Genomic DNA, 25,003 nt, shown 5'->3' on the forward strand with positions numbered 1-25,003 from the left:
ATGATTGCCGAGCCGAGCAGCGCACACGACGCCGAGCCCGGCATCCACCTGCCTGCGCCGCCGCCCGAGGGCTTCACGGTCGACGACCTGCTCACCCTGCCGGACCTCCCGCCGCACACCGAGTTGATCGACGGGAGCCTGGTTTTCGTGAGTCCGCAGCGACGTTTCCACAGCAAGATGATGGAACTGCTGGTGAACGGCCTGCGCTCCAGACTGCCGGAGAATCTGAGCATCGAGCGGGAGATGACCGTGGTCCTGGACCGCCGCAATGCTCCGGAACCCGACATCAGTGTCGTCCGCGTGGAAGCGGTCACCGGCCTTGAGCAGACCCGGTTCCGGGCGGAGGACCTGGTGCTCGCCGTCGAGGTCGTCTCACCGGACTCCGAGGCCCGTGACCACGACGCCAAGCCCTTCAAGTACGCGGCCGCCGGAATCCCCCATTTCTGGCTCGTCGAGATGGCTGAGGGGAATCAGCACCCCGTGGTCCGGACGTACGAGCTCGACCCGGCGACCAAGAAGTATGTGGTCACCGGCATCCACCACGACAAGCTCGAACTCTCCGTGCCCTTCGACATCAGCATCGACATCAGGCTGGACGCCCTGAGGCGTCTGTAGCCCCCGGCTCCAGGAACTCCAGCCGGTTCCCCACCGGATCCTCCGAGTAGAAGCGACGGTGGCCCGGCAGGCTGTCGTCCCAGGTCACCGGCGCCGCACCCGCGGCCAGCCGGGCCGCGTACGCCTCGATGTCCGTCACCCGCAGCCCTGGGTGGGCCTTCTTCGCGGGCCGGAAGTCCTGCTCGATGCCCAGGTGGAGCTGGACGAATCCCGCCTCGAACCAGCAGCCGCCGCGCGCCGCGAGCGTCGGCGGTTTGGGGAGTTCCGTCATGCCGAGGACGCCGACGTAGTAGGCCCGCAGCAGGTCCTCGGAGCCGGGCGGGGCGGCGAGCTGGACGTGGTCGACGGCGGCGAGCATCAGCCCTCCTTGCGGGCGACGGCGAACAGCCGGCGGAACGGGAGCACGGTGCCGTACTCCTGGCTCGGGTACGCCTGCCGCAGCAGGTCCCGGTATTCGGCGACGAACGCGTCCCGGGCCTCCGGGTCGTCGGCGAGGACGGTGAGGGCGGGCCGCAGTCCCGTTCCCTTGACCCAGTCGAGGACGGGGTCCTCGCCGCGCAGGACGTGGAAGTACGTCGTCTGCCACACGTCGGTGGCGCAGCCGAGGCGGGCGAGCCGGTCGAGATAGACGCCGGGGGCGTGGACGGAGTCCTCGTGGCGCAGGACGTCGGCGAGGCGGGTCTTCCAGCGGGGTGTGGCGGCGAGCTCGCGCATCAGGGCGTGCAGCGGGGCGTCGATGTTGTCGGGGACCTGGAAGGCGAAGGTGCCGCCCGGTTCCAGGGCGTCGATCCAGTCGGCGAAGCGGTCGGCGTGGCCGGGCACCCAGTGCAGGGTGGCGTTGCTGACGATCAGGTCGTACGGCTCCCCGGGCGTCCAGGTCCGTACGTCGGCGTGGGCGAAGTCCAGGCGGCCTCCGCCGGAGGTGGGCCCCTCGTGGTCGACGTGGGCCCTGTCGAGCATGTCGGGCGAGTTGTCGTAGCCGGTGATGTGCGCGGTGGGCCAGCGTTCGGCGAGCAGGGCGGTGACATTGCCGGGGCCGCAGCCGAGGTCGGCGATGCGGGGCCGGGTGCCCGGCAGGTCGGGGATGCGGGCGAGGAGGTCGGTGAAGGGGCGGGCGCGGTGACCGGCGTGACGCAGGTACTGGCCGGGGTCCCAGGTCGGCTTCGTCATGTCCTCCACTCTCCTCGCCGATATATCTCGATGTCAAGAGACTTGAAATCAAGAGACTTCATGTCGACACAACCACTACACTGATCGTCATGGAGGACGAGGTCGATCGGCTGGTCGCAGCGTGGCGCCGGGAGCGCCCGGACCTCGACGTGGAACCGCTCGAAGTGCTGAGCCGGGTGAGCAGGCTGGCCCGGCACCTGGACCGGGCGCGTCGGCTGGCCTTCGCCGAGCACCAGCTGGAGCCCTGGGAGTTCGACGTGCTGACCGCGCTCAGGCGCGCGGGGGCGCCGTATCAGCTCTCGCCGGGACAACTGCTGACCCAGACCCTGGTCACCTCGGGCACGATGACGAACCGCATCGACCGCCTGACGAAGAAGGGCCTGGTCGAGCGACTGCCCGACCCCAACGACCGGCGCGGGGTGCTGGTGCGCCTGACGGAGGAGGGCCGCGACCGCGCCGACCAGGCCCTGGCGGGCCTGCTGGACCAGGAGCGGGCGATCCTCGCGGAACTCTCCCGCACCCAGCGCGGCGAACTGGCAGCGCTGCTACGCCAGTTGACCGCCCCGTTCGACAACATCCCCGGCTGAGGGGCCGGCCGGGCGGATCAGGCCGGAGACGCGGGGTCTGGCACGCACTCCCCCAAGCTCTTCGAGCAGGGGGGACCCCCAGGCGTTGTCGTCAGGGCCTGGTCGGCGCGGTCTCGACTGCGCTCGAACAGGGGGCACCCCCACGACCCTGCACGCCTGTACTGGTCAGGCGCTGTTGGTTTCCTCCGCCCTGATCCGCCCGGCAGGCCCCAGGTCGACCGGCCCCACCCCGGCCCGGCGTGCGAGTGCGACCGCGGCGAGGGTGGAGTGGACGCCCAGTTTGCCGAGGACGTTCTGCATATGGGTGCGCACGGTGTGCGGGGAGAGGAACAGGCGTTCGGCGACGGCCTTGCGGCCCAGGCCCGCGACCATGCAGCGCAGTACCTCCCGCTCCCGCGGGGTGAGGGACTCCACCAGCCGCTCGCTCTCGGTGCGGTGCTTGCGGGCGGCCGTCAGCTCCCGCAGCACTCCCGTGAGCAGGGCGGGCGGGAGGTGGGTCTCGTCGCGCAGGACGCCGCGGATGACGTTGAGCAGCCGGGACAGCGAGCAGTCCTTGGCGACCCAGCCCGAGGCGCCGGCCTGCAGGGCCAGGGCCGCGCGCCGGGGGTCGTCCTTCTCGGCGAGGACGACGGTCCGTACGCCGGGCTGTGCCGAACGGACGCCCGCGACCAGCGAGATGCCGTCGACGAGCCCCTCCTCGTTGCCCTCCTGCACCGGCACGGCCGGCCGCGCACCGGGCACATGGCCGCCCAGGTCGGCGTCGACGAGCAGCACGTCGAAGCGGCGGCCCTCGGCGGCCGCCCGCTCCATGCAGCGCAGTGCGGCCGGACCGCTGCCGGCCGCGGAGACGTCGACGTCGGGCTCGGCGGCGAGGGCCGCGGCGAGCGACTCGGCGAAAATACGGTGGTCGTCGACGACCAGGACTCGGATGCGAACCATGTAACCCCCTTCCCCAAGCTCCACTAGGAGCAGGGGAGACCCCATCGCCCGGAGAACGCCGACCGGCGCGGGTACGACCCCCACGAGTACGGGTGACGCAAACCGCACGGCCGCCGCCGTGCAGAAACTGCTACCCCCACCGCGGGCGTCGTACCCGACTGTCTCGCCCCCTGATCGGCACCGGCCCCCACCGGTGCTGTTCATCAGGGTACGACCGGGGGCCCGGAGCGGAAGGTTATTTGCAGAACTGGCTGTCCAGCGCGTTTATGGTGTGCCGCATGTTTCGTATTGAGGCAGAAGTCGACAAGGCGAGGCGCGATCTTCTCCGCTCCCGGCTGCTGGACACCAACACGGCGGCCTCCCCCGTGCTGGCCGCCCTGCGCGGCACGCCGGCGGAACGAGAAGCCCCGCTCCATGTGTGGGCCCTGGACGGGGCCGGGGAGCCGGCGGGCGGACTGGTCGGCCACACCTGGACGACCTGGCTGCACGTCACCTACCTGTGGGTCGACGAACGCCACCGCGGCTCGGGCCTGGGCTCCCGGCTGCTCGCGGAGGCGGAACGCATCGCCCACCAGGACCGCGGCTGCCGCTCGGCCCGCCTGGAGACCTGGGACTTCCAGGCCCCGGACTTCTACCGGAAACAGGGCTACGAGGTGGTGTGCGTGATCCCCGACTATCCACCGGGGATCACGGAGTACACCCTGACGAAGCAGCTGGGCTGACCCGGCCGTCAGCCCACCCGCCGTGCCCCCGCCGCCGGTACCGCCTCGAAGACCCGCGGTGCCGTGAAGTTCGCCGCGGTGAAGGCCTCCTCGACCGCCTTGGTGATCGTGTCGACGTCGGTCGCCTCCGCGAGGACGATCGCCGAGCCGCCGAAGCCGCCGCCGGTCATCCGGGCGCCGAGCGCACCCGCGGTCAGGGCCGTGTCGACGACCAGGTCCAGTTCGGGGCAGGAGATGCGGAAGTCGTCGCGGAGCGAGGCGTGGCCCTCGGTGAGGACCGGGCCGATCGCGCGGGTGTCGCCCGACTCCAGGAGCGCCACGACGCGTTCGACGCGCTGGTCCTCCGTGACGACGTGGCGCACCAGGCGGCGCACCTCCTCCTCGTCGCCCAGCCGGGCCAGTGCCGCGTCCAGGCCGGCGTAGGGGATGTCCCGCAGCGCGTCGACGCCGAGCAGCGCCGCGCCCTTCTCGCAGCCGGCCCGGCGCTTGCCGTACTCGCCGTCGCTGTGGGCGTGCTTGACCCGGGTGTCGACCACCAGCAGGCGCATGCCCTGTTCCGCCAGGTCGAAGGGGATCTGCTTCTGGGAGAGGTCACGGGTGTCGAGGAACAGGGCGTGGCCCTCCTCGCAGCAGGCCGACGCGGTCTGGTCCATGATCCCGGTGGGGGCGCCGACGTAGACGTTCTCGGCGCGCTGGCACAGGCGGGCCAGTTGCCGGCGCTGGAGGCCGAGTTCGTACAGGTCGCCCAGGGCCAGGGCGATCACGACCTCCAGGGCGGCCGAGGAGGACAGGCCGGCGCCGGTCGGGACCGTCGAGGAGAGGTGGATGTCGGCGCCGGTGACCGGGTGGCCGGCCTCGCGCAGTGCCCAGACCACACCGGCCGGGTACGCCGTCCAGTTGCGGTCGCTCTCGGGTGCGAGGGCGTCGAGCGGGAGCTCCACGACACCGCCCTCGACGTCCGAGGAGTGCAGGCGCAGCACCCCGTCCGTGCGCCGGGACACCGCCGCCGTCGCCACGTGCGGCAGCGCGAACGGCATGACGAAGCCGTCGTTGTAGTCGGTGTGCTCGCCGATCAGGTTGACCCGGCCGGGCGCCGACCAGACGCCTTCAGGTTCGGCCCCGTACAGCTCGACGAAGCCCTCGCGGACCTGCTGTGCCCCCACTACTGCTCCCTTGCGATCTTCTGCGTGAACTCCCAGGCGTCCGCGACGATGGCGGCGAGGTCCGCGCGGGACGGGTTCCAGCCGAGGCGCTCGCGGGCTGCCTGGGCGGAGGCGACCAGGACGGCGGGGTCGCCGCCCCGGCGCGGGGCCACGACCTCGGGGATCGGGTGGCCGGTCACTCGGCGGACGGTCTCGATGACCTCGCGGACGGAGAAGCCCTCGCCGTTGCCGAGGTTGCAGATCAGGTGCTCGCCGGGCCGCGCGGCCCCCAGGGCGAGGAGATGGGCCTCGGCCAGGTCCGCGACGTGGATGTAGTCGCGCACGCAGGTGCCGTCCGGGGTGGGGTAGTCGTCGCCGAAGACGGAGATCGCGTCGCGGCGGCCCTGGGCGACCTGGAGGACGAGGGGGATGAGGTGGGACTCGGGGTCGTGCCGCTCGCCCTGTGCGCCGTAGGCGCCGGCCACGTTGAAGTAGCGCAGCGACACCGCGCCCAGACCGTGGGCGGTGGCCTCGCCGCTGATCATGTGGTCGACGGCGAGCTTGGAGGCGCCGTAGGGGTTGGTGGGCCGGGTGGGGGCGGTCTCGACGATCGGGACCTGCTCCGGCTCGCCGTAGGTGGCCGCGGTGGAGGAGAAGACGAGCTTGCGGACGCCGGCCTCGCGCATCGCGCCGAGCAGCGCCATGGTGCCGCCGACGTTGTTGTCCCAGTACTTCTCGGGCTTCACGACCGACTCGCCGACCTGGGAGAAGGCGGCGAAGTGCAGGACGCCGTCGTAGCTGGGGTCGAGCCACTTGGCGGCGTCGCGGATGTCGCCCTCGATGAAGGCGGCGCCCGCGGGCACGCCCTCGCTGAAGCCGGTGGAGAGGTTGTCCAGGACCGTGACCTCGTGGCCGGCCTCCAGCAGGTGCTGGGCGACGACGCCGCCGACGTAGCCCGCACCACCGGTCACCAGATACTTGCCGCTCATGAACTCGCTACCTCTCGCAGTCGCTGGGCCGCGCGTTCCGGCGGCACGTCGTTGATGAACACGCTCATGCCGGATTCGGAACCCGCGAGAAACTTCAGCTTGCCGGAAGTGCGGCGGATGGTGAAAAGCTCAAGGTGGAGCGCGAAGTCGTCACGGCTGACACCCTCGAACTCCTCCAGCTGGCCGAACGGTGCCTGGTGCCAGGCGGAGATGTACGGCGTCGGAGGCTCACCCTCGCCGAAGATCCGGTCGAAGCGCCTCAAGAGTTCCAGATAAACCTTGGGGAACTCTGAGCGCGCCGCCTCGTCGAGCGCGAGCAGGTCGGGGACGCGGCGCCTGGGGTACAGGTGGGCCTCGTAGGGCCAGTGCGCTGCGTACGGCACGAAGGCCACCCAGTGTTCACTCTCAAGGACGACCCGCTCACCGGCGAGCTCCTGCTCTATGAGGGTGTCGAAGAGGTTGTCCCCGCCGGTGGCCTCCTTGTGGGCGGCGAGGGAGTTCAGCATCAGCGCGGTGCGCGGGGTGGTGAAGGGGTACGCGTAGATCTGGCCGTGCGGGTGACCGAGCGTCACGCCGATCTCCTCGCCGCGGTTCTCGAAGCAGAACACCTGCTCGACGGAAGGGAGGTGCGACAGCTCCGAGGTCCGGTCCGTCCACGCGTCGAGGACGAGGCGGGCCTGGTCCTCGGTGAGGTCGGCGAAGGACGCGTTGTGGTCGGAGGTGAAGCAGACGACCTCGCAGCGGCCCGAGTCGCCGGCCAGCGACGGGAAGCGGTTCTCGAAGACGACGACGTCGTACGAAGAGTCCGGGATCTCGCTCAGGCGGTCGCCCGCCGACGGACACAGGGGGCACTCGTCGGCCGGGGGGTGATAGGTGCGGCCCTGGCGGTGCGAGGCGATCGCGACCCGGTCGCCGAGCAGCGGGTCGCGGCGGATCTCGGAGGTGGTCACGGTGCGGTCCAGGGGGCGCCGGTCGACCGCGTCGCGCACGGTGTCGTCCCGCAGGTCGTAGTAGATCAACTCACGACCGTCGGCCAGTCGAGTCGAGGTCTTCTTCACTACGGACTCCCTATCCGAGCCACCTTCAACCTTTAAACAGAAACGAACACACCAAAACACAACTCACCACGACAGTCAACATCGCAATCAAACAAGGTGGATGAGCGGACGTGTTCAATGACGGAGTGCAAATCCCCACATATGCCCTCACACAGGCCCCAGAGCATCTGGCAGCCGAGCTGCGGCTCCCCACGAACGGGCTGGACTACACGATCCTCGCGATCTACTTCGCCGTCGTCCTGGGCATCGGCTTCGCGGCTCGCCGCTCGGTGAAGACCACCCTGGACTTCTTCCTCTCCGGGCGTTCCCTGCCCGCCTGGATCACCGGTCTCGCGTTCATCTCGGCCAATCTCGCCGCGACCGAGATCCTCGGCATGGCGGCCAACAGCGCGCAGTACGGCGCCTACACCGTCCACTGGTACTGGATCGGCGCCATCCCCGCCATGGTCTTCCTCGGCCTGGTGATGATGCCCTTCTACTACGGCAGCAAGGTCCGCTCGGTCCCCGAGTTCCTGCTGCTGCGCTTCGACCGGTGGGCCCACCTGCTGAGTTCGATCCTGTTCGCCTTTGCGGCGATCCTGATCGCCGGGGTGAACCTGTACGCCCTCGCCATCGTCGTCGAGGCCCTGCTGGGCTGGCCGCAGTGGGTGGCGATCGTGGTCGCCGGCTTCTTCGTGCTCGCCTACATCACCCTCGGCGGGCTCTCCTCCGCGATCTACAACGAGGTGCTGCAGTTCTTCGTGATCCTGGCGGCCCTCATCCCGATCTCCGTGCTCGGCCTGAAGAAGGTCGGCGGCTGGAGCGGACTGAGCGACAAGCTCACCGTGCTGCACGGCCCCGACTTCGTCACCGCGTGGGGCGGCACGGGCATCGGCAGTCCCAACCCGCTCGGCGCCAACTGGCTGACCATCGTCCTCGGCCTCGGCTTCGTACTGTCCTTCGGCTACTGGACGACGAACTTCGCCGAGGTGCAGCGCGCCCTGTCCGCGAGGAACCTCTCCGCGGCACAGCGCACGCCGCTGATCGCCGCGTACCCGAAGATCTTCATCGTCTTCCTGGTGATGATCCCGGGCCTGGTCACCGCCGCGCTGGTGCCGAACATCGGCACCAAGAGCTCCCACCTCCAGTACAACGACGCCATCCCCTATCTCATGCAGGAGCTGCTGCCCAACGGTGTGCTGGGCATCGCGGTGACGGGTCTGCTGGCGGCGTTCATGGCCGGAATGGCGGCCAACGTGTCGTCCTTCAACACGGTGTTCACCAACGACATCTGGTCGAAGTACGTGATCCGGCACCGCGAGGACGAGTACTACGTCCGCTTCGGCCGCCTGATCACGGCGATCGGCGTGCTGGCCTCCATCGGCACGGCGTTCCTGGCGTCCTCGTTCTCGAACATCATGGCCTATCTGCAGACGCTGTTCTCCTTCTTCAACGTGCCGATGTTCGTCGTCTTCATCGTCGGCATGTTCTGGAAGCGGGCGTCGGCGAAGGCCGGCTTCTGGGGGCTGCTCGCCGGCACCGTCACGGCGATGGTCAACTACTTCGTGATCTACAAGAAGGGCATCATCGGCATCCCCTCCGACCAGGGCGCCAACTTCGTCTCCGCGATCGCGGGCTTCGTCGCCGGCGCGGTCGTCATGTTCATCGTCACCCTGTTCACCGCGCCGAAGCCGGCCGAGGACCTGGAGGGCCTCGTCTACGGCACCCGCTCCCCCGGCATGGCCGAGCCGCCCGCCGCCGGTGACGACGCCTGGTACCGCAGGCCGGCCCTGCTGGGCTGGGGCGCGGTGATCCTGGCCGCCATCTGCTATATCCCGTTCTCGTTCTGACCGCGAGAGAATGGAGAAACCATGTCCGACGAATACGGATACTCCGGCTTTTCCGATCGGGACCTCCAGCGGGAAGTCCTCGATCTGGAGCACAAGTCCGCGACCGCAGCACGCATCTTCGACCTGCGCCGCATCATCGGCGTCCTGTTCGTGGTCTACGGGATCATCGTCACGATCGCCGGCATCACCGCCTCGGACGCCGAGATCGCCAAGGCGCAGGGCGTCAACATCAACCTGTGGACCGGGATCGGGATGCTGCTCCTCGGCCTGTTCTTCCTGGTCTGGCTGAAGCTGCGGCCCACCCCGCCACCGCTCCCTCAGGCCGCCCCGGACGACGAGCCGCACGAGTGACGCCCCGCGGGGCCGGAGTCCCTCGCGCTCCGGCCCCACAGGCGCGGGGGACCGCACCCTCCTAGGAGTCCGGGTGCGCGGGCGACGCGTTCGGCACCGGTCCCGCCCTGTCCAGCAGCCCCGTACGGGCCGCCAGGGCCGCAGCCTCCAGCCGGGAGCCGACGCCCAGCTTCATCAGGACGCGCTGCACATGGGTACGGGCCGTGCTCGGGGCGATGCCCATGCCGGCCGCGATCAGCCGGGTGTCCTCGCCGTCGGCGACCCTGACCAGGACCTCGACCTCCCGCGGGGTGAGCATCTGCAGCAGTCGCTGGCCCTCGTCGTCGGGCTGGGCGGCGGGATTCAACAGTTCGCTGAAGGCTCCTTGGAGCAGTTGCGGGGCGACGGCCGCCTCGCCCGCCCGGGCCTTCATGATCGCCCGTTCGACCCCTTCTATCCGCTCGTCGTGACGCACGTACCCCGACGCACCGGCCGCGAAGGCCGCCGCGATCCCCCGCGGGGACGGCACCGGGCCCAGGACCAGCATCGCGACCTGCGGACGCTCCCGCTTGATCCGCACCACCGGATCGAAGGCCCCCGGCTCGGCCGGTGCCGCCGTACCCAGCAGGCACACCTCGGGCGCACGGCTGATCACCAGCTCCGCCGCGCCCGCGGCCGGAGCCGCCGCCGCGAGCACCCGGTGCCCGCGCAGCTTCAGCGCCGAGGCCAGCGCCTCCGCGAGCAATCGGTGGTCGTCGACCACCATGAGCCGCACTCCCATAGAAGCAACCCCCCAGTCCCCCCAATGGATGCCCCACTATGGATGTCCACTGGTCCACATGGACAGAGGGCCCCCCGGCACCCCTGCCCTTCATGACCCCGGAAGCTACACGCTTGTTCGACGTCGCGCTGCCCCTACTGATGAGAAGTGCCCCGGATCGACGGAATTTCTGGCATTCGAGGGTGATGAGCGGTACGTGAACGGCCCCGCCCCTGAGCAGGGGCGGGGCCGTCGAACGGGGGGGCGCGCGATCAGCCGCCCGCGCCGAACGCGACCGCCAGGTACTCCTTGCCGTACGCGGAGTTCGACTTGTGGGCGAAGACCGCCGACATGTAGAGGTGCCCCTGGGCGTAGAGGATCTCCGCGTACTCGGGCAGCATGCTGGTCTCCACGGCCCGCACGTCCTGGGTGGCCGGGTTCTCCAGCAGCTTGGTCTCCTTGAAGGAACCGCCGTCGATGCTGACGATCTGGCCGCCCTTGTCGTAGGGCGGGCGCTTGTACGCGATCAGGTTGCCGCCGTCCATGCGCAGCGGGGAGATCATGTAGCCGTCGCCGGCGTCGGCGCGCTGGCCGGTCTGCTTGCCGGTGCCGAGGTCGAACGCGACGATCTCGTTGGTCTTGCTGTAGTCGCCCTTGCCGTCGTGTTCCTCGGTCGGCACGTACAGCTTGTCGTTGCCGACCACGATCTCCTTGCAGTACTCGATGCGGGAGATGCCGTCGCAGCGGCCGCCGTAGGAGTCACCGGGCGCGTTGATCCTGGCGCGCAGCTTGCCGGTCTTGTTGTCGATGGAGAAGTAGTCCGAGATGCCGCTGCCGTCGCCCGCGCTGTCGCCGACGTCGGCGGCCACCACCAGCGGGTTCGTCGAGACGACGCTGGCGTACTCGATGCCCTGGGCCATCTTGTACTCGGAGATCACCTTGCCCGACTTGGGGTCGATGGTCTGGATGTGCAGCTGGCGGTTGTCGTACTGACCGCACTTGCGCACGGCCACCAGCTGGTCGCCGCCGCCGTACCCGGCGTCGTAGCAGGAGTCGGTCGGCTTCGGCTGCCAGAGCACCTTGCCGGAGTCGAGGTCGAAGGCGGCGCCGCCATTGGTGCTGCCGACCGCGACGGTGCGCTGGGCGACCGTCACATTGTCGAAGTTGATGGGGTAGTCACCGGCATCGGCCGTCTTCGTCCACAGCTTCTTGCCCGCGTCGAGGTCGATGGCCGCGACCTGGCTGCAACCGGCGGAGGAGCCCTTCGCGGGCATCTTCGGCTGGAAGGTGATCGCCGTCAGATCGTCCGAGGTGACATGGGTGGTCGCGTTGCACACGGGGCCGGGCAGGTCGATCGTCCACAGCTTGCTGCCGCTGTCGGGGTCGTAGCCGACGATCTGGGCGATGCCGCTCTTGGCGTACACCTTGTCGGTGAGCCAGGAGCCGGTGGTGACGACCGTGTCGTCCGCCTTGGGCAGCGGGACCTTGAAGCTGATCTCGGAGGCGGGGTCCGAGGGCACCTTCTCCTTGCCGCCCGAGGTCGTGCCCCCGCTGCCGCCCTTGCCGTCCTTGCCGTCCTTGCCGCCGGTGCTGCCGCCGGAGCTCGCGGTGTCGTGCTTCTTGCCGTCGTCGCCGGACGACTTCGCGTACCAGATGCCGCCGCCGACGATCAGGGCGATCACGACGAGGGCCGAGACGATGATGACGAGCGAGGAGTTGACCTTCCGCCCGCCCCCGCCCGGCGTCCCGGGCTGCGGCTGGAGCGGCATGGTGGGCTGGCCCGGGTAGCCGTAACCGGGCTGCTGGCCGTACGCGTTGGGCTGGCCGTACGCGTTCGGCTGGGTGTACGGGTTCGGCGGCTGGGCGGGGTAGCCGTAGCCCGGGGGTGTCTGGGGGGCGCCCTGCGGGGCCTGAGGGTATCCGTAGCCGGGCGGCGGAGGCGGCGTCTGCTGCGGGTAGCCGTAGCCCGGTGGCGGCGTGGGCGTCGCGGGCGGCTGGTCCTGGGGCGGGCCGAAACCGCCCTGCTGCGGGGGCTGGTTGGGCGGCGGAGGCGGCGGCTGGGTCATGACAGGTGTACCTCGGAAGGACGGGGACGGAGGAGAAGCGGGTGCGGACCGGGCTCACTTGCCGAAGGCAAGCATCAGCTTCTCCTTCGTGTCGTCGTTGCCGTTGAGCCGGGTGGACGAGATGTAGAAGCGTCCGCCGGCCCAGTCGATCGCACCGTCGAAGAAGCCGTCCTCGATCTCCGCGGCGCCCTGCGGGTTCTGCAGCAGCTTCGTCGTGGTGTGCGCGGAGCCGGTCGTGGGGATCGACACGACCTGGCCGCCCGCGTCGTACGACGGGTGGACATAGGCCACGAGTTGGCCGCCCTCGACCTTGACGGGCGTCATCGACTCGTCCGCCGGGGACTTCACGCGCCACGCGGCCTTGCCGGTGGCCAGGCTGATCGCGACGATCTCGTTGGCGCCGCTGGTGGAGTCGGTGGGCAGATAGAGGGTGTTCGCGTCGGCGGCGACGCCCTGGCAGCCCTGGAGGTCGCGTTCGAGGATCGCCCAGCCGCACTGCGGGGCGAACTTCTCGTCGACCTTGACCTCGGAGCGGAACTTGCCGTTGCCGGTGAAGGTGGAGATGTTCCAGGCCTTCTTGTCCTCGTTGGTCAGATAGACCACGAGCGGGTCGACGGAGTAGGTCCGCGCGACCGTCCAGCCCTTCTTCACCGGCTGGGTCCAACGCACCTTGCCGGTGGCCGGGTCGAGCTCCTGGATCTCGTCGTGCTCGTTGCTGCCGGTGGCGTCGCAGGAGGCCACGGAGATCAGACGGTTCGTGCCGCCCGCGAACGCGGTCGGGAAGCAGTCGGTGCCGTACCTCTTCTTGTCGAACAGCTTCTTGCCGCTGGCGAGGTCGTACGCCGTGCCCGACTGCGAGCGGCCCACCATCAGCGTCTTGCCGGCGATGGTCAGCTCCAGGCTGAGCGTGCTGTCGAACAGCGCGCCGTCGGCGACCGTGCCGCTCCAGCCCTTCTTGCCGGTGACGAGGTCGATCTGCTGGAGCTGGTTGCACTTGGCGCGGTCGCTGGTGCCGCTCATGTACGCCACGACGACCTTGTTGTCGGCCGACTTCACCGGGGTGACCGCGCAGATCTTCTGCGCGAAGGTGATCGGGGACCAGGCCGGGTCGCCATTGCCGACGCGGTAGCCGAAGACCTGCTTGTACGCCGCCTTCACCGCCGTGCTGCCGGTGATCCACATACCGGGTGCGTCGGCGCCGGAACCGGGCGCGTCCGGAGCCGTCTTGTACCAGAGCACCCTGGCCTCGCCGGGTTTGCGGCCCTCGTTGAGGTTGTCCGGGTCCGAGCCGCCGTCGCCGCTGCCGTCACCGGGGTTGACCGGGTCGGCGGAGCCGGTGGACTTCGGGTCGTCGCTCTGCTGGGCGATGGGCTTCTTCTTGCCGCCGTCGTCGCCACTGGCCACGTAGAGGCCCACGCCGACGACGAGCAGCGCCGCCACCGCGGCCGCGGTGATCACGGCGGGCTTCCCCTTGAAGGGGCTCTTCGAGCCGCCGGGCGGCGGGGTGCCGGGCGCGCCGGGGTACTGCGGCTGCTGCGGGTAGCCGTAACCGGGCTGCTGTCCGTACGGCCCCGGCTGCTGCGGCTGCCCATATGCGCCGGGGGCGCCATAGGGACCGGGCTGCCCGTACGGGCCGGGCTGCTGCGGGTAGCCGTAGCCCGGCTGCGGCTGCTGGGGCGGCTGGGCCGGCGGAGGCGGGGCCGCCGGAGTGCCCTGGGGGGCGCCGAAACCTCCCTGCGCGGGCGGCGTTTGCGCGGGTGGCGTTTGCGCGGGTGGTGTCTGCGGGGGCCCGAAGCCGCCGCCCTGTGGTGGCTGGTCCTGCGGTGCTCCGAAACCACCCTGCTGCGGCGGCTGGTCGGGCGGCTGAGTCATCAGCGCTCTCCCCCTCGTTCACTGATTTTTAGCCACGCCCTGAGGTTCGTGTCGGACCCAAGGTCGTACTCAGAAAGTTCTCAGACGGCTCTTTCTATCACCCGGTACGGACAGCACACGGGGCCGTGCCCACCCCTGTTCCCAAGGGAGGACCGGCCCGTGATGCCGTCGTTATGCGCCTTCACGCCCCCTTCACGCGGCGCACGCGCCCCTTGCGCGCGAGGGATGACGAGACAGAGGAAAGGTCAGGCGTCCTCCGCCAGTTCCAGCCACCGCAGCTCCAGTTCCTCCCGCTCGCCCGCCAAGTCCCGCAGCTGCGCGTCGAGTTCGGCGACCTTCGCGAAGTCCGTGGCGTTCTCGGCGATTTGCGCGTGCAGCTTGGTCTCCTGCTCGGAGATCTTGTCCAGCCGGCGCTCGATCTTCTGGAGTTCCTTCTTGGCGGCGCGCTGGTCGGCGGCGCTCTTCTCCGGGGCGGCGGCCCTGGGCGCCGCGGCGGCGGCCGAGGCGGCGACCGCCTCCTCCATCCGCTGCCGCCGCTCCAGGTACTCGTCGATGCCGCGCGGCAGCATCCGCAGGGTGGCGTCGCCGAGGAGGGCGAACACCCGGTCGGTGGTGCGCTCGACGAAGAACCGGTCGTGGGAGATGACGATCATCGAGCCGGGCCAGCCGTCGAGGACGTCCTCCAGCTGGGTGAGCGTCTCGATGTCGAGGTCGTTGGTGGGCTCGTCGAGGAAGAGGACGTTCGGCTCGTCCATCAGCAGCCGCAGCAGTTGCAGGCGGCGGCGCTCACCGCCGGACAGGTCCCCCACCGGCGTCCACTGCTTCTCCTTGTTGAAGCCGAACGTCTCGCACAGCTGTCCCGCCGTCATCTCGCGGCCCTTGCCGAGATCGACGCGCTCGCGCACCTGCTGCACCGCCTCCAGGACCCGCCAGTTCGGGTTCAGCTCGGCGACCTCCTGGGAGAGGTAGGCGAGCTTGACGGTCTTGCCCACGGTGACCCGGCCGCCCACCGGCTGCGCCTCGCCCTCCGTCCGCGCCGCGTCGGCCATGGCGCGCAGCAGCGAGGTCTTGCCGGCACCGTTGACGCCGACCAGGCCGATGCGGTCGCCGGGGCCGAGCTGCCAGGTGACGTGCTTGAGCAGCACCTTGGGCCCGGCCTGGACGCTCACGTCCTCCAGGTCGAAGACGGTCTTGCCGAGCCGCGAGGAGGCGAACTTCATCAGCTCGCTGCTGTCGCGCGGCGGCGGCACGTCCTTGATCAGCTCGTTCGCGGCCTCGACACGGAAGCGCGGCTTGGAGGTACGGGCGGGTGCGCCGCGGCGCAGCCAGGCCAGCTCCTTCCTGACGAGGTTCTGCCGCTTGGTCTCCTCGGTGGCGGCGATGCGCTCGCGCTCGGCGCGGGCGAAGACGTAGTCGGAGTAGCCGCCCTCGTACTCGTACACGTCACCGCGCTGGACGTCCCACATGCGGGTGGACACCTGGTCGAGGAACCACCGGTCGTGCGTCACGCACACGAGCGCCGAGCGCCGGCTCTGCAGATGCCGGGCCAGCCAGGAGATGCCCTCGACGTCGAGGTGGTTGGTGGGCTCGTCGAGGACGATCAGGTCCTGCTCCTCGATGAGCAGCTTGGCGAGCGCGATCCGCCGCCGCTCGCCACCGGACAGCGGCCCGATGACGGTGTCCAGCCCCTTCGGGAAGCCGGGCAGGTCGAGCCCGCCGAACAGCCCGGTGAGTACGTCCCTGACCTTGGCGTTCCCGGCCCACTCATGGTCGGCCATGTCGCCGATGACCTCGTGGCGGACGGTGGCGGCCGGGTCGAGGGAGTCGTGCTGGGTGAGCACGCCGAGCCGCAGCCCGCCGGACTGCGTGACCCGTCCGGTGTCGGGCTCCTCCAGCTTGGCCAGCATCCGGATGAGGGTGGTCTTCCCGTCGCCGTTGCGTCCGACGACCCCGATCCGGTCCCCTTCCGACACGCCGAGCGAGACACCGTCCAGCAGGGCACGGGTGCCGTACACCTTGCTGACGTTCTCGACATTGACCAGGTTGACGGCCATTTCACTCCTGCGCAGGGGGGTCGGTCAGCCTTCTAGCCTAGGGCCTCGGGGGGTCGGGGCGGCGCGTGCACGGATGGTCACTCTTTGTGGTTACATGATCGGGATGCGGCGGCTACCGTTGAGGACAGGCACCAGGATCTTGTCCATGGGAGGAACCATGACAGCCGAGCCCGCAGAGCAGCCCGGATGGCGCATGCCCCCGCTGGACGGCTACACCGTGGACGACCTGCTCACACTGCCTGATCTCCCGCCGCACACCGAGTTGATCGACGGGAGCCTGGTACTCGTGAGCCCGCAGCGTTTCTTCCACACGGACGCAATCGACCTGCTGGTGAGCGGCTTGCGCAGCACAGTGCCCGCCGATTACAAGGTCGCGCGCGAGATGACGGTGGTGCTGGATCGGCGCAACGGACCCGAGCCGGACATCTCCGTGATCAAAGCGACCGCCAAGAAGGGGCGGCGGCAGACATACTTCGAGGGGCCGGATGTGCTTCTGGCTGTCGAGGTCATCTCCTCCGAGTCCGAATCCCGCGACCGGCTCACCAAGACGCACAAGTACGCCGCGGCGGGGATCCGGCACTACTGGCTGGTCGAGATGAGCGGGCCGGACGAACACCCGGCCATCGAGGTTTTCGAACTCTCGGAAGACACCGGCGTATACCAGCCGACCGGCACCTACCGTGACCGCATCAAGGTCGACAAACCCGTTCCCATCGACATCGATCTGACGGCCATCGACACCCTCTGATCGATTCAGACCACCATCGCGCCCGCCACCGGGCCGGAAGCCGTCCGCACAGACCGGCACGTCCCCGACGCCCGCAGCGCCTGAGCCACCTTCTGCGCCGACTCCGCATCCCGCGTCAGGAAGGCCGTCGTGGGCCCGGAACCCGAGACCAGGGCGGCCGCCGCGCCCGCCCCGCGCCCCGCCGCAAGCGTGTCCGCCAGCACCGGGAACAGGGACAGCGCGGCAGGCTGCAAGTCATTGGAGACCGCCGCCGCCAGCGCGTCGCAGTCGCCCTTCTCCAGCGCCTTGAGCAGTTCCCCGGAAGCCACCGGCTCCGGAACGGCCCGCCCCTTCGCCAGGCGGTCGAACTCGCGGAAGACCGCCGGGGTCGACAGCCCGCGGTCAGCCATCGCGAACACCCAGTGGAAGGTGCCGCCGACGTCAAGGGTGGTCAGCCGCTCGCCGCGCCCGGTGCCAAGCGCCGCCCCGCCCACCAGGCTGAAGGGCACGTCGCTGCCCAACTCGGCGCAGATGGCGAGGAGTTCGGCGCGGGAGGCGCCCGACCCCCACAGCGCGTTGCAGGCGAGCAGCGCGCCCGCGCCGTCCGCGCTGCCGCCCGCCATGCCGCCGGCGACCGGGATGTCCTTGGTGATGTGGATGTGCACGGCCGGGTCGATGCCACGCCGCCCGGCGAGCGCGATCGCCGCGCGCGCCGCGAGGTTGGTGCGGTCCAGGGGGACCTGGTCCGCGTCCGGTCCCTCGCAGGTGACGCGCAGCTCCGCCGCCGGGGTGACCGTGACCTCGTCGTACAGGCCGACGGCGAGGAAGACGTTGGCGAGGTCGTGGAACCCGTCCGGCCGGGCGGCGCCCACGGCGAGCTGGACGTTGACCTTGGCCGGAACCCTGACCGTGACGCTCACTTGCCCGTCCCCTCGTACGCGTCCTTGTGCTCGGCGATCCGCGCGAACTCCTCGACCGTCAGCGACTCCCCGCGCGCCTGCGGCGAGACGCCGGCGGCGACGAGGGCGGCCTCGGCGGCCGCGGCGGAGCCCGCCCAGCCGGCGAGCGCGGCCCGCAGGGTCTTGCGGCGCTGTGCGAACGCCGCGTCGACGACCGCGAAGACCTCGCGCTTGGAGGCGGTCGTCTTGATCGGCTCTGTCCGCCGGACGAGGGAGACGAGCCCGCTGTCGACGTTCGGCGCGGGCCAGAAGACATTGCGGCCGATGGCCCCGGCCCGCTTCACCTCGGCGTACCAGTTGGCCTTGACGGAGGGCACGCCGTACACCTTCGAACCGGGCGCGGCGGCGAGCCGGTCGGCGACCTCGGACTGCACCATCACCAGCGTCCGCTCGATACCGGGGAAGGTGTCGAGCATGTGCAGCAGCACCGGGACGGCCACGTTGTAGGGCAGGTTCGCGACGAGGGCCGTGGGGGCGGGGCCGGGCAGCTCGGCGACGTGCATCGCGTCGGAGTGGACCAGCGCGAACCGGTCCGCGCGCTCCGGCATGCGCGCCGCGATCGTCGAGGGCAGCGCACCGGCCAGGACGTCGTCGATCTCGACGGCGGTGACCCGGTCGGCGACCTCCAGCAGCGCGAGGGTGAGGGAGCCGAGCCCCGGGCCGACCTCGACGACCACGTCGTCGGGGCGGACCTCGGCGGTGCGGACGATCCGGCGGACGGTGTTCGCGTCGATCACGAAGTTCTGGCCGCGCTGCTTGGTGGGACGCACGCCCAGCGCTGCCGCGAGCTCACGGATGTCGGCGGGGCCGAGGAGGGCGTCTGGGGTGGGGCTGCTCACGGGACAAGGGTACGGGGGTGCGGCCGCCGGGATTGCCAGGGTGCCCCGAGCCACGGCTATCCGTGCAGCCGGGAGCCGCAGTGCGGCCAGGGGCTGGTGCCCCGCTGCACGTACAGCTTCTTCGCCCGGAACGTCTGCTCGTCCTCCGACGCGTCCTGCGGGCGCCCCTTGCCGCCGAGGCTGTGCCAGGTGCGGGAGTCGAACTGGTAGAGGCCGCCGTAAGTCCCCGACGGGTCCACCGCGTGCGGCCGGCCGCCGGACTCGCAGTCCGCGAGGCCGTCCCAGTCCAGGTCATCGGCGTCCTGCACGGACGGTGGATGCGGCTTCGAGCCCACCTTGACGACCTGGGTGCGCGGCTCGCGCACGACCTCGGACTGCTCAAGGCGCGGCTTCTGCCGGACCCCGTTGACGGTCCGCACGAGGTAGGCGACCCGCCGCAGCCCCGGCTGCCCGGCCCGCTCGACGACCTCCGTGCCCCGGAACAGTGCGGGGTCGGCGGTTCGCGTCACGTCGAACGGGATCTCCTCCTCCCGGACCTCCTGGGTGCCGGTCACCCGCAGCACGGTCACCGTCTGCCCGTCCCGCGGGAAGCTCTCGGGCGGGACGGACGTGGTGTCCTCGCCGTGCAGGGTGACCCCGGCCTCCTCGACGGCCTCGCGGACGGTCGCGGCGTTGGTGCGGATGACGCGGGCCCGGCCGTCCGCCATGATCGTGACGGCGCGCTCGGTGCGGACGTCGAGCGTGAGCCCGGCACGTCCGATGGGCCGGGAGCGCGAGGCCGAGAGGTAGGCGCCCTCGGCACGTACGCCCAGCTGTGCGAGCACCTCGTCCACCGTGCGCGCCGTCGTCCACACCTCGCGCCGCTGACCGTCCAGGGTGAGCCGCAGGGGGCGCCCGTAGTGCACCTCGACCTCGTCGCCGCTGGCGAGCGCCGTGCCGGGAGCGGGCACCACCAGGTCGTACGCCCCGACGCGCACGCCCTCCTGGGCGAGCAGTTCGGTCACGTCGTCGGCGAAGGTGTGCAGCGTGCGCGGCTTCCCGTCGACGGTGAGCTCGACCGCCTTGTCCTTGGCGACGAACGCGGTGGTGCCGCCGGCGAGGAACGCGACGACCAGCGCCTGCGGCACCAGTCGGCGCACGGTGGACTCCGACCGTGCGGCGGAGCGTGCCCGGCGCCGCCGCGCGGCTCGCCCGTGCGTCTGGCGGGGCAGCACCTGCCGTTCGTAGGAGGGCCGGTAGGTGTCCTCGTACGAAGGGGCCTCGTACATCCCGTACGGCAGGGTCTCCGCGGTGTGCACCAAGGGGTCGGGGCCGTACGTCTCGTACTGCGACTTGCTCACGCACGCTCCAGGGAGCCAGAGGGGTCCGGATCGGGCCCCCAGAACCTAGCGGAGCGGGCGTCGCTCTCCAAAGTCGCGCGATTACGGACTGTTGCCCACCGAACGTGCGATCAGTAGCCGAAGGCGCGGGCCGTGTTCGCCCCCAGGGCCGTCGCCAGCGCGTCCTCGTCGATGCCGCGCACGGCGGCCATCGCGCGCACGGTGACCGGAACGAGATAGGGGGCGTTGGGCCGTCCGCGGTAGGGCGCCGGAGTCAGGAAGGGCGCGTCGGTCTCCACGAGGACCAGTTCCAGTGGGGCGACGACGAGGGCGTCGCGCAGGTTCTGGGCGTTCTTGAAGGTGACGTTCCCGGCGAAGGACATGTAGTAGCCCTCGCGTGCGCACACCTCGGCCATCTCGGCGTCGCCCGAGTAGCAGTGGAAGACGGTGCGCTCGGGGGCGCCCTCCTCCTTCAGGACGCGCAGGACGTCGGCGTGGGCGTCGCGGTCGTGGATGACCAGCGCCTTGCCGTGCCGCTTGGCGATCTCGATGTGGGCGCGGAAGGACCGCTCCTGGGCCGCCTTGCCCTCGGGCCCGGTGCGGAAGTGGTCCAGGCCCGTCTCGCCGACGCCCTTGACCTGGGGCAGCGCGGCCAGCCGGTCGATCTCGGCGAGCGCCTCGTCCAGCGCCGCGTCGCCGCCCGGCTCGCGTGCGCCCTGCCGCGACCAGCCGTCGGGGTCGCCGTGGACGATGCGCGGGGCCTCGTTGGGGTGCAGGGCGACGGTGGCGTGGACGCTGTCGTACGCCGCCGCCGTCTCCGCCGCCCACCGCGAGCCCTTGATGTCGCAGCCGACCTGGACGACCGTCGTCACTCCCACCGACGCGGCCTTGGCGAGGCCTTCCTCGACGGTGCCGGACTGCATGTCGAGGTGGGTGTGGGAGTCGGCGACGGGCACCCGGAGGGGCTCCGGGAGCGGCGGCGCCGCGTTCTTGTCGGCGTTCGAAGGCATGCCCCGATCCTACGAAAGGGGCATGCCCCGTCGGCCGGGCGAGGGGTTCAGCTCGCCCTGCGCTGGAACGGGTGCAGGAGATCGGACAGATGCCAGTGGTGCTGCTCCTCGGCCTGCGCGGGCGTTTCGGCCTCGGCCTCGGGCCGCGCCTCGTGCGGGTGCCGCTGCGCCGCGCTGCGCACCGACGAGACCTGCCCCGGCCGCATGATCCGTACGACGTGGCCGTCGCAGTTCTGGCAGCTGGGCCGGCTCAGCGGGGACGGAACGACCGTGCCGTTCGCCACGTACGTGACGAACTCGTGGCCGTCGGCGTCCGTGTGGTGCTCTATCGCGTACGACTGCTCCCAGCCGTGCCCGCATCGCATGCAGGCGAAGGAATACGACTCGTGAACGACTGCGCTCGCCGTACCGCGGAGGCCGGTCTGCCCTGCGATCTCACTCATGCCAGCTCCTCGGGTCCGCTGGACGAAGGGACGGGTGCGTCCCTTCGACCAAGTGGACGCCTTCACCGACGCGAACGCACCCGGCCTGTCGAGTGTTGGAGGCGATTTGGACTTTCCTTGCCATACCGGCCCCGGGTACCGGGTGTGGGCTTTGCCTTCCGCAACTGCCCTTTGCCCACCCATGGGGCGCGCGCTCATGGGAGAAGCGGCCTGCTCAGAGGGGATATGAGCCTGACGTGAGCCCCCTCACGACGGCGGCGCGTTCTTTGCCGCGACCACCGCGTCGAACACCTCCCGCTTGGGCAGTCCCGCCTCGGCGGCCACCGCGGCGATCGCCTCCTTGCGCCGCTCCCCCGCCTCCTCGCGCACCCGCACCCGGCGCACCAGTTCCCCGGCGTCGAGCTCCTCGGGGCCGCGCTCGGGGGCGCCCTCGACGACGACGGTGATCTCGCCGCGCACCCCCTCCGCGGCCCAGGCGGCCAGCTCGGCGAGCGGTCCGCGCCGTACCTCCTCGTACGTCTTGGTCAGCTCCCGGCACACGGCGCCGCGCCGCTCGGCGCCGAACACCTCGGTCATCGCGGCGAGGGTGTCGTCGAGGCGGTGCGGGGCCTCGAAGTAGACGAGGGTGCGCCGCTCCTCGGCGACCTCGCGCAGCCGGGAGAGCCGTTCGCCCGCCTTGCGCGGCAGGAACCCCTCGAAGCAGAACCGGTCGACGGGCAGCCCGGACAGCGCGAGTGCGGTGAGCACGGCGGACGGTCCGGGCACCGCGGTGACGTGGATGTCCTTCTCGACGGCCGCGGCGACCAGGCGGTAGCCGGGGTCGGAGACCGACGGCATGCCGGCGTCCGTGACGAGGAGCACCCGCGCCCCGCCGAGCAGCTCCTCGACCAGCTCGGGCGTGCGGGCCGACTCGTTGCCCTCGAAGTAGGACACCACGCGGCCCTTGGGCGTCACCCCCAGCGCCTGGGTGAGCCGGCGCAGCCGCCGCGTGTCCTCGGCGGCGACGACGTCCGCGCCCGCGAGCTCCTGAGCGAGCCGGGGCGGCGCGTCCGCGATGTCGCCGATGGGGGTGCCCGCCAAAACAAGGGTTCCAGTCACGCTCCCCATCCTCCCAGGGCCCTGGGAGGCGCAACGCACACCAACCGGTGAGGCCCATGCGCGGGACTCACACAGAACGTTTCCCTACGATGGCGCGGTGACCAGTACCGCGTCCTCCACGGACACCCGGCAGGGCCAGGCACCGCACGACCAGCGGCCGTCGTGGCATGAGCGGCTGCGCCGTTTCGGCTACCCGGCGGGGCACAGAAGCGACGGCGATGTCCTCGACCGGCTGGTGCCGCCGTACGCGGCGCCCAGCCCGCGGCTGTGGCTGGTGCTGGGCGTGCCGCGGACACTGGCCGAGCGGCTCGACCGCTGGTCGGGCTGGGGCGGTCCGCTGCTGGTGACGCTGATGGCGGGCCTGATGCGGTTCTGGCACCTGGGCAGCCCCAAGGCGGTGATATTCGACGAGACGTACTACGCCAAGGACGCCTGGGCGCTCGTCCACCGGGGCTTCGAGGTCAACTGGGACAAGAACGCCAACGACCTGATCCTGCAGAAGGCGGGGCACGTCGGCATCCCGTCCGACGCGGCCTATGTCGTGCATCCGCCGGTCGGCAAGTACGTCATCGGACTCGGCGAGCTGGTCTTCGGGTTCGACCCGTTCGGCTGGCGGTTCATGACGGCGCTGCTGGGCACGCTGAGCGTGCTGCTGCTGTGCCGGATCGGGCGCCGCATCTTCCGCTCGACGTTCCTCGGCTGTCTGGCCGGCGCGCTGATGGCGGTGGACGGGCTGCACTTCGTGATGAGCCGCACCTCGCTGCTCGACGGCGTGCTGATGTTCTTCGTGCTCGCGGCCTTCGGCTGCCTCGTCATCGACCGGGACAAGTCGCGGGAGAAACTCGCGGCCGCGCTGCCCATGGACGCGGACGGCCGGGTCCGCCCGGACCCGCACGTCGGTGACGGTCTCCGTCTGGGGTGGCGGCCCTGGCGCTGGGCGGCGGGCCTGCTGCTCGGCCTGGCCATCGGCACGAAGTGGAACGGCCTCTACATCCTGGCCGCGTTCTGTGTGATGGCGCTGCTGTGGGACGTCGGCGCCCGCAAGGTGGCCGGTGCCTGGCACCCGTACCTGGCGGTCCTCAAGCACGACACGGGCATCACGTTCCTGGCCACGGTCCCGGTTGCCGTCGCCGTGTACCTGTTCTCCTGGATCGGCTGGATCCTCTCCCCGACCGACGGCACCGGCGGCTACTTCCGCAACTGGGCGGCCACCGACGGCAAGGGCGGCAGCTGGACCTTCCTGCCCGACTGGCTGCGCAGCCTGTGGCACTACGAGCACGAGGTGTACGAGTTCCACGTCGGCCTGTCGTCCCCGCACACGTACCAGTCGAACCCATGGAGCTGGATCGTGCTGGGCCGCCCGGTCTCGTACTTCTACGAGTCCCCCTCGCCCGGCGCGGACGGCTGCCCGGCGGACGCGGGCCAGAAGTGCGCCCGTGAGGTCCTCGCCATCGGCACGCCGGTGCTGTGGTGGGCGGCCTGCTTCGCGATCCTCTTCGTCCTGTGGCGCTGGGCCTTCCGCCGCGACTGGCGCGCGGGCGCCATCGCCTGCGGCATCGCGGCCGGTTACCTCCCCTGGTTCATGTACCAGGAGCGCACGATCTTCCTCTTCTACGCGGTCGTCTTCGTCCCGTTCCTGTGCCTGGCGGTGGCCATGCTGATCGGCGCGATCATCGGCCCTCCCGGCTCCACCGACACCCGCCGAGTGATCGGCTCGGCGGGCGCGGGCGTCCTGGTCCTGCTGATCGCCTGGAACTTCATCTACTTCTGGCCGCTGTACACGGGGACAGCCCTCCCCATCGACTCCTGGCGTTCACGTATGTGGCTGGATACCTGGGTCTAGCTGGGCAGACACGCTACGAGGGCGCGGCAGACGGCCGCGCCTCGTGGTCGTTGTGGGTCGTTGTCGGTCACCGTTGGCCGCCCTCGGACGGCCCAGAGACGGCCCAACGGGGGCTCCGCAGCAGATCCAATCCGCTGGCCGCCGCCCGCTACCGCGACCGGCATGGGGTGAGCCGCATTAGGCCTGGCCGCGTTCGCGGCGGTGCGGGGGTGTGGATGCACACGAAGTCGGTCGCCGTGGCCCCGCAGTACTGCGGGGCCCTGGGCAAACGCGCCAACTGCCAGGTTGCGGTCAGCGTCCACGCCGCGACCGACACCGCCTCCTGCCCGCTGCAGTGGCGGCTGTTCCTGCCTCAGGAATGGGAAGCGGACAACGACCGCAGGACTGCCGCCCGCGTCCCGCCCGAGGTCACCCACCGCGAGAAGTGGCGGCTGGCTTTGGACATGCTCGACACGCTGGCCGACTGGGGAATGACGCCGCCGGTCGTCGTGGCCGACGCCGCCTACGGCACCAACGCACACCTGCGGGCCGCCCTGGCGGACCGCAAAATCGACTACGTGCTGGCCGTCCGCGCGGAGGTGACCGCCCACCCGTTCGACGCCCAGCCCGAGGCGCCGGACCGCAACGGACCC

At 70.7% G+C, this 25,003-nt stretch carries 23 protein-coding genes and 1 pseudogene; 8 read left to right on the forward strand and 16 right to left on the reverse strand.

Annotated features, from left to right (window positions below; all coding sequences use genetic code 11):
* Positions 1-615, forward strand: coding sequence for a Uma2 family endonuclease (locus AB0I54_RS35095; RefSeq protein ID WP_363300295.1), 615 nt, complete (start codon positions 1-3; stop codon positions 613-615).
* On the opposite strand, the gene AB0I54_RS35100 is transcribed toward AB0I54_RS35095, so the two are convergent.
* Both AB0I54_RS35100 and AB0I54_RS35105 read right to left on the reverse strand, forming a co-directional pair.
* Positions 587-973 (reverse strand): glyoxalase, encoded by a 387-nt coding sequence (locus AB0I54_RS35100; protein WP_363300296.1) that lies wholly within the window; start codon positions 971-973, stop codon positions 587-589. The two genes, AB0I54_RS35095 and AB0I54_RS35100, sit on opposite strands and share 29 nt — an antisense overlap.
* A complete protein-coding gene (locus AB0I54_RS35105; protein WP_363300297.1) occupies positions 973-1,785 on the reverse strand; it encodes a trans-aconitate 2-methyltransferase in 813 nt (270 codons plus the stop codon). The genes AB0I54_RS35100 and AB0I54_RS35105 overlap by 1 nt, the downstream gene beginning before the upstream one ends.
* An 89-nt stretch (positions 1,786-1,874) precedes the next feature.
* Between AB0I54_RS35105 and AB0I54_RS35110 the strand changes: the two genes are divergently transcribed.
* A complete protein-coding gene (locus tag AB0I54_RS35110; RefSeq protein ID WP_363300298.1) occupies positions 1,875-2,372 on the forward strand; it encodes a MarR family transcriptional regulator in 498 nt (165 codons plus the stop codon).
* A gap of 165 nt (positions 2,373-2,537) precedes the next feature.
* Here AB0I54_RS35110 and AB0I54_RS35115 read toward each other — a convergent pair whose 3' ends face one another.
* Positions 2,538-3,311 (reverse strand): response regulator transcription factor, encoded by a 774-nt coding sequence (locus AB0I54_RS35115; RefSeq protein ID WP_363300299.1) that lies wholly within the window; start codon positions 3,309-3,311, stop codon positions 2,538-2,540.
* Positions 3,312-3,577: 266 nt separating this feature from the next.
* Here AB0I54_RS35115 and AB0I54_RS35120 point away from each other — a divergent pair, with 266 nt between their 5' ends.
* Positions 3,578-4,033 (forward strand): N-acetyltransferase, encoded by a 456-nt coding sequence (locus tag AB0I54_RS35120; protein ID WP_363300300.1) that lies wholly within the window; start codon positions 3,578-3,580, stop codon positions 4,031-4,033.
* 8 nt (positions 4,034-4,041) lie between these two features.
* On the opposite strand, the gene galK is transcribed toward AB0I54_RS35120, so the two are convergent.
* Genes galK through galT form a run of 3 tightly spaced genes read right to left on the reverse strand, consistent with a single transcriptional unit; the run spans position 4,042 to position 7,222 of the window.
* Positions 4,042-5,196: a galactokinase gene (galK, locus tag AB0I54_RS35125; RefSeq protein WP_363300301.1), complete on the reverse strand. Its 1,155-nt coding sequence runs from the start codon at positions 5,194-5,196 to the stop codon at positions 4,042-4,044.
* Positions 5,196-6,164, reverse strand: a complete 969-nt coding sequence (galE, locus tag AB0I54_RS35130; RefSeq protein WP_363300302.1) for a UDP-glucose 4-epimerase GalE — start codon at positions 6,162-6,164, stop codon at positions 5,196-5,198. The genes galK and galE overlap by 1 nt, the downstream gene beginning before the upstream one ends.
* The gene (galT, locus tag AB0I54_RS35135; protein WP_363300303.1) at positions 6,161-7,222 is read right to left on the reverse strand and encodes a galactose-1-phosphate uridylyltransferase; all 1,062 of its coding nucleotides are present in this window, start codon (positions 7,220-7,222) and stop codon (positions 6,161-6,163) included. Before galT ends, galE begins: the two co-directional genes overlap by 4 nt.
* A gap of 125 nt (positions 7,223-7,347) precedes the next feature.
* Here galT and AB0I54_RS35140 point away from each other — a divergent pair, with 125 nt between their 5' ends.
* Together AB0I54_RS35140 and AB0I54_RS35145 are read left to right on the forward strand one after the other, a co-directional pair.
* Entirely contained in the window at positions 7,348-9,051 is a 1,704-nt protein-coding gene (locus tag AB0I54_RS35140; protein WP_363300304.1) for a sodium:solute symporter family protein, read from the forward strand.
* Positions 9,052-9,072: 21 nt separating this feature from the next.
* Positions 9,073-9,402: a hypothetical protein gene (locus AB0I54_RS35145; RefSeq protein ID WP_363300305.1), complete on the forward strand. Its 330-nt coding sequence runs from the start codon at positions 9,073-9,075 to the stop codon at positions 9,400-9,402.
* A gap of 61 nt (positions 9,403-9,463) precedes the next feature.
* On the opposite strand, the gene AB0I54_RS35150 is transcribed toward AB0I54_RS35145, so the two are convergent.
* The 4 genes from AB0I54_RS35150 to AB0I54_RS35165 form a co-directional block, all read right to left on the reverse strand.
* Entirely contained in the window at positions 9,464-10,162 is a 699-nt protein-coding gene (locus AB0I54_RS35150) for a LuxR C-terminal-related transcriptional regulator (RefSeq protein WP_363300306.1), read from the reverse strand.
* A 251-nt stretch (positions 10,163-10,413) separates the two neighbouring features.
* Positions 10,414-12,207 (reverse strand): PQQ-binding-like beta-propeller repeat protein, encoded by a 1,794-nt coding sequence (locus AB0I54_RS35155; protein ID WP_363300307.1) that lies wholly within the window; start codon positions 12,205-12,207, stop codon positions 10,414-10,416.
* A 54-nt stretch (positions 12,208-12,261) separates the two neighbouring features.
* A complete protein-coding gene (locus AB0I54_RS35160) occupies positions 12,262-14,079 on the reverse strand; it encodes a PQQ-binding-like beta-propeller repeat protein (protein WP_363300308.1) in 1,818 nt (605 codons plus the stop codon).
* A gap of 245 nt (positions 14,080-14,324) precedes the next feature.
* Positions 14,325-16,133, reverse strand: coding sequence for an ABC-F family ATP-binding cassette domain-containing protein (locus AB0I54_RS35165; RefSeq protein ID WP_363300309.1), 1,809 nt, complete (start codon positions 16,131-16,133; stop codon positions 14,325-14,327).
* A 157-nt stretch (positions 16,134-16,290) separates the two neighbouring features.
* Between AB0I54_RS35165 and AB0I54_RS35170 the strand changes: the two genes are divergently transcribed.
* Positions 16,291-16,881, forward strand: a complete 591-nt coding sequence (locus AB0I54_RS35170; protein ID WP_363300310.1) for a Uma2 family endonuclease — start codon at positions 16,291-16,293, stop codon at positions 16,879-16,881.
* 5 nt (positions 16,882-16,886) lie between these two features.
* On the opposite strand, the gene AB0I54_RS35175 is transcribed toward AB0I54_RS35170, so the two are convergent.
* From AB0I54_RS35175 to rsmI, 6 genes are all read right to left on the reverse strand, one after another.
* On the reverse strand, positions 16,887-17,780 hold the full coding sequence (locus AB0I54_RS35175) for a 4-(cytidine 5'-diphospho)-2-C-methyl-D-erythritol kinase (protein ID WP_363300311.1): 894 nt from the start codon (positions 17,778-17,780) through the stop codon (positions 16,887-16,889).
* A complete protein-coding gene (gene rsmA, locus AB0I54_RS35180) occupies positions 17,777-18,658 on the reverse strand; it encodes a 16S rRNA (adenine(1518)-N(6)/adenine(1519)-N(6))-dimethyltransferase RsmA (RefSeq protein WP_363300312.1) in 882 nt (293 codons plus the stop codon). Before rsmA ends, AB0I54_RS35175 begins: the two co-directional genes overlap by 4 nt.
* 56 nt (positions 18,659-18,714) lie before the next feature.
* Positions 18,715-19,998 (reverse strand): ubiquitin-like domain-containing protein, encoded by a 1,284-nt coding sequence (locus AB0I54_RS35185; RefSeq protein ID WP_363300313.1) that lies wholly within the window; start codon positions 19,996-19,998, stop codon positions 18,715-18,717.
* A 110-nt stretch (positions 19,999-20,108) separates the two neighbouring features.
* Positions 20,109-20,987, reverse strand: coding sequence for a TatD family hydrolase (locus AB0I54_RS35190; protein ID WP_363300314.1), 879 nt, complete (start codon positions 20,985-20,987; stop codon positions 20,109-20,111).
* A gap of 47 nt (positions 20,988-21,034) precedes the next feature.
* Positions 21,035-21,430: a hypothetical protein gene (locus AB0I54_RS35195; RefSeq protein ID WP_363300315.1), complete on the reverse strand. Its 396-nt coding sequence runs from the start codon at positions 21,428-21,430 to the stop codon at positions 21,035-21,037.
* Between the two features lie 246 nt (positions 21,431-21,676).
* Complete coding sequence (gene rsmI / locus AB0I54_RS35200) at positions 21,677-22,528, reverse strand: 16S rRNA (cytidine(1402)-2'-O)-methyltransferase (RefSeq protein WP_363300316.1); 852 nt, start codon at positions 22,526-22,528, stop codon at positions 21,677-21,679.
* Positions 22,529-22,625: 97 nt separating this feature from the next.
* Here rsmI and AB0I54_RS35205 point away from each other — a divergent pair, with 97 nt between their 5' ends.
* Both AB0I54_RS35205 and AB0I54_RS35210 read left to right on the forward strand, forming a co-directional pair.
* Complete coding sequence (locus AB0I54_RS35205; protein ID WP_363300317.1) at positions 22,626-24,371, forward strand: phospholipid carrier-dependent glycosyltransferase; 1,746 nt, start codon at positions 22,626-22,628, stop codon at positions 24,369-24,371.
* Between the two features lie 227 nt (positions 24,372-24,598).
* Positions 24,599-25,003, forward strand: a pseudogene (locus AB0I54_RS35210) (transposase); the annotation flags it as partial.

Origin of the sequence: Streptomyces sp. NPDC050625 (genome assembly GCF_040654755.1) — a bacterium.
Lineage (GTDB): Bacteria > Actinomycetota > Actinomycetes > Streptomycetales > Streptomycetaceae > Streptomyces.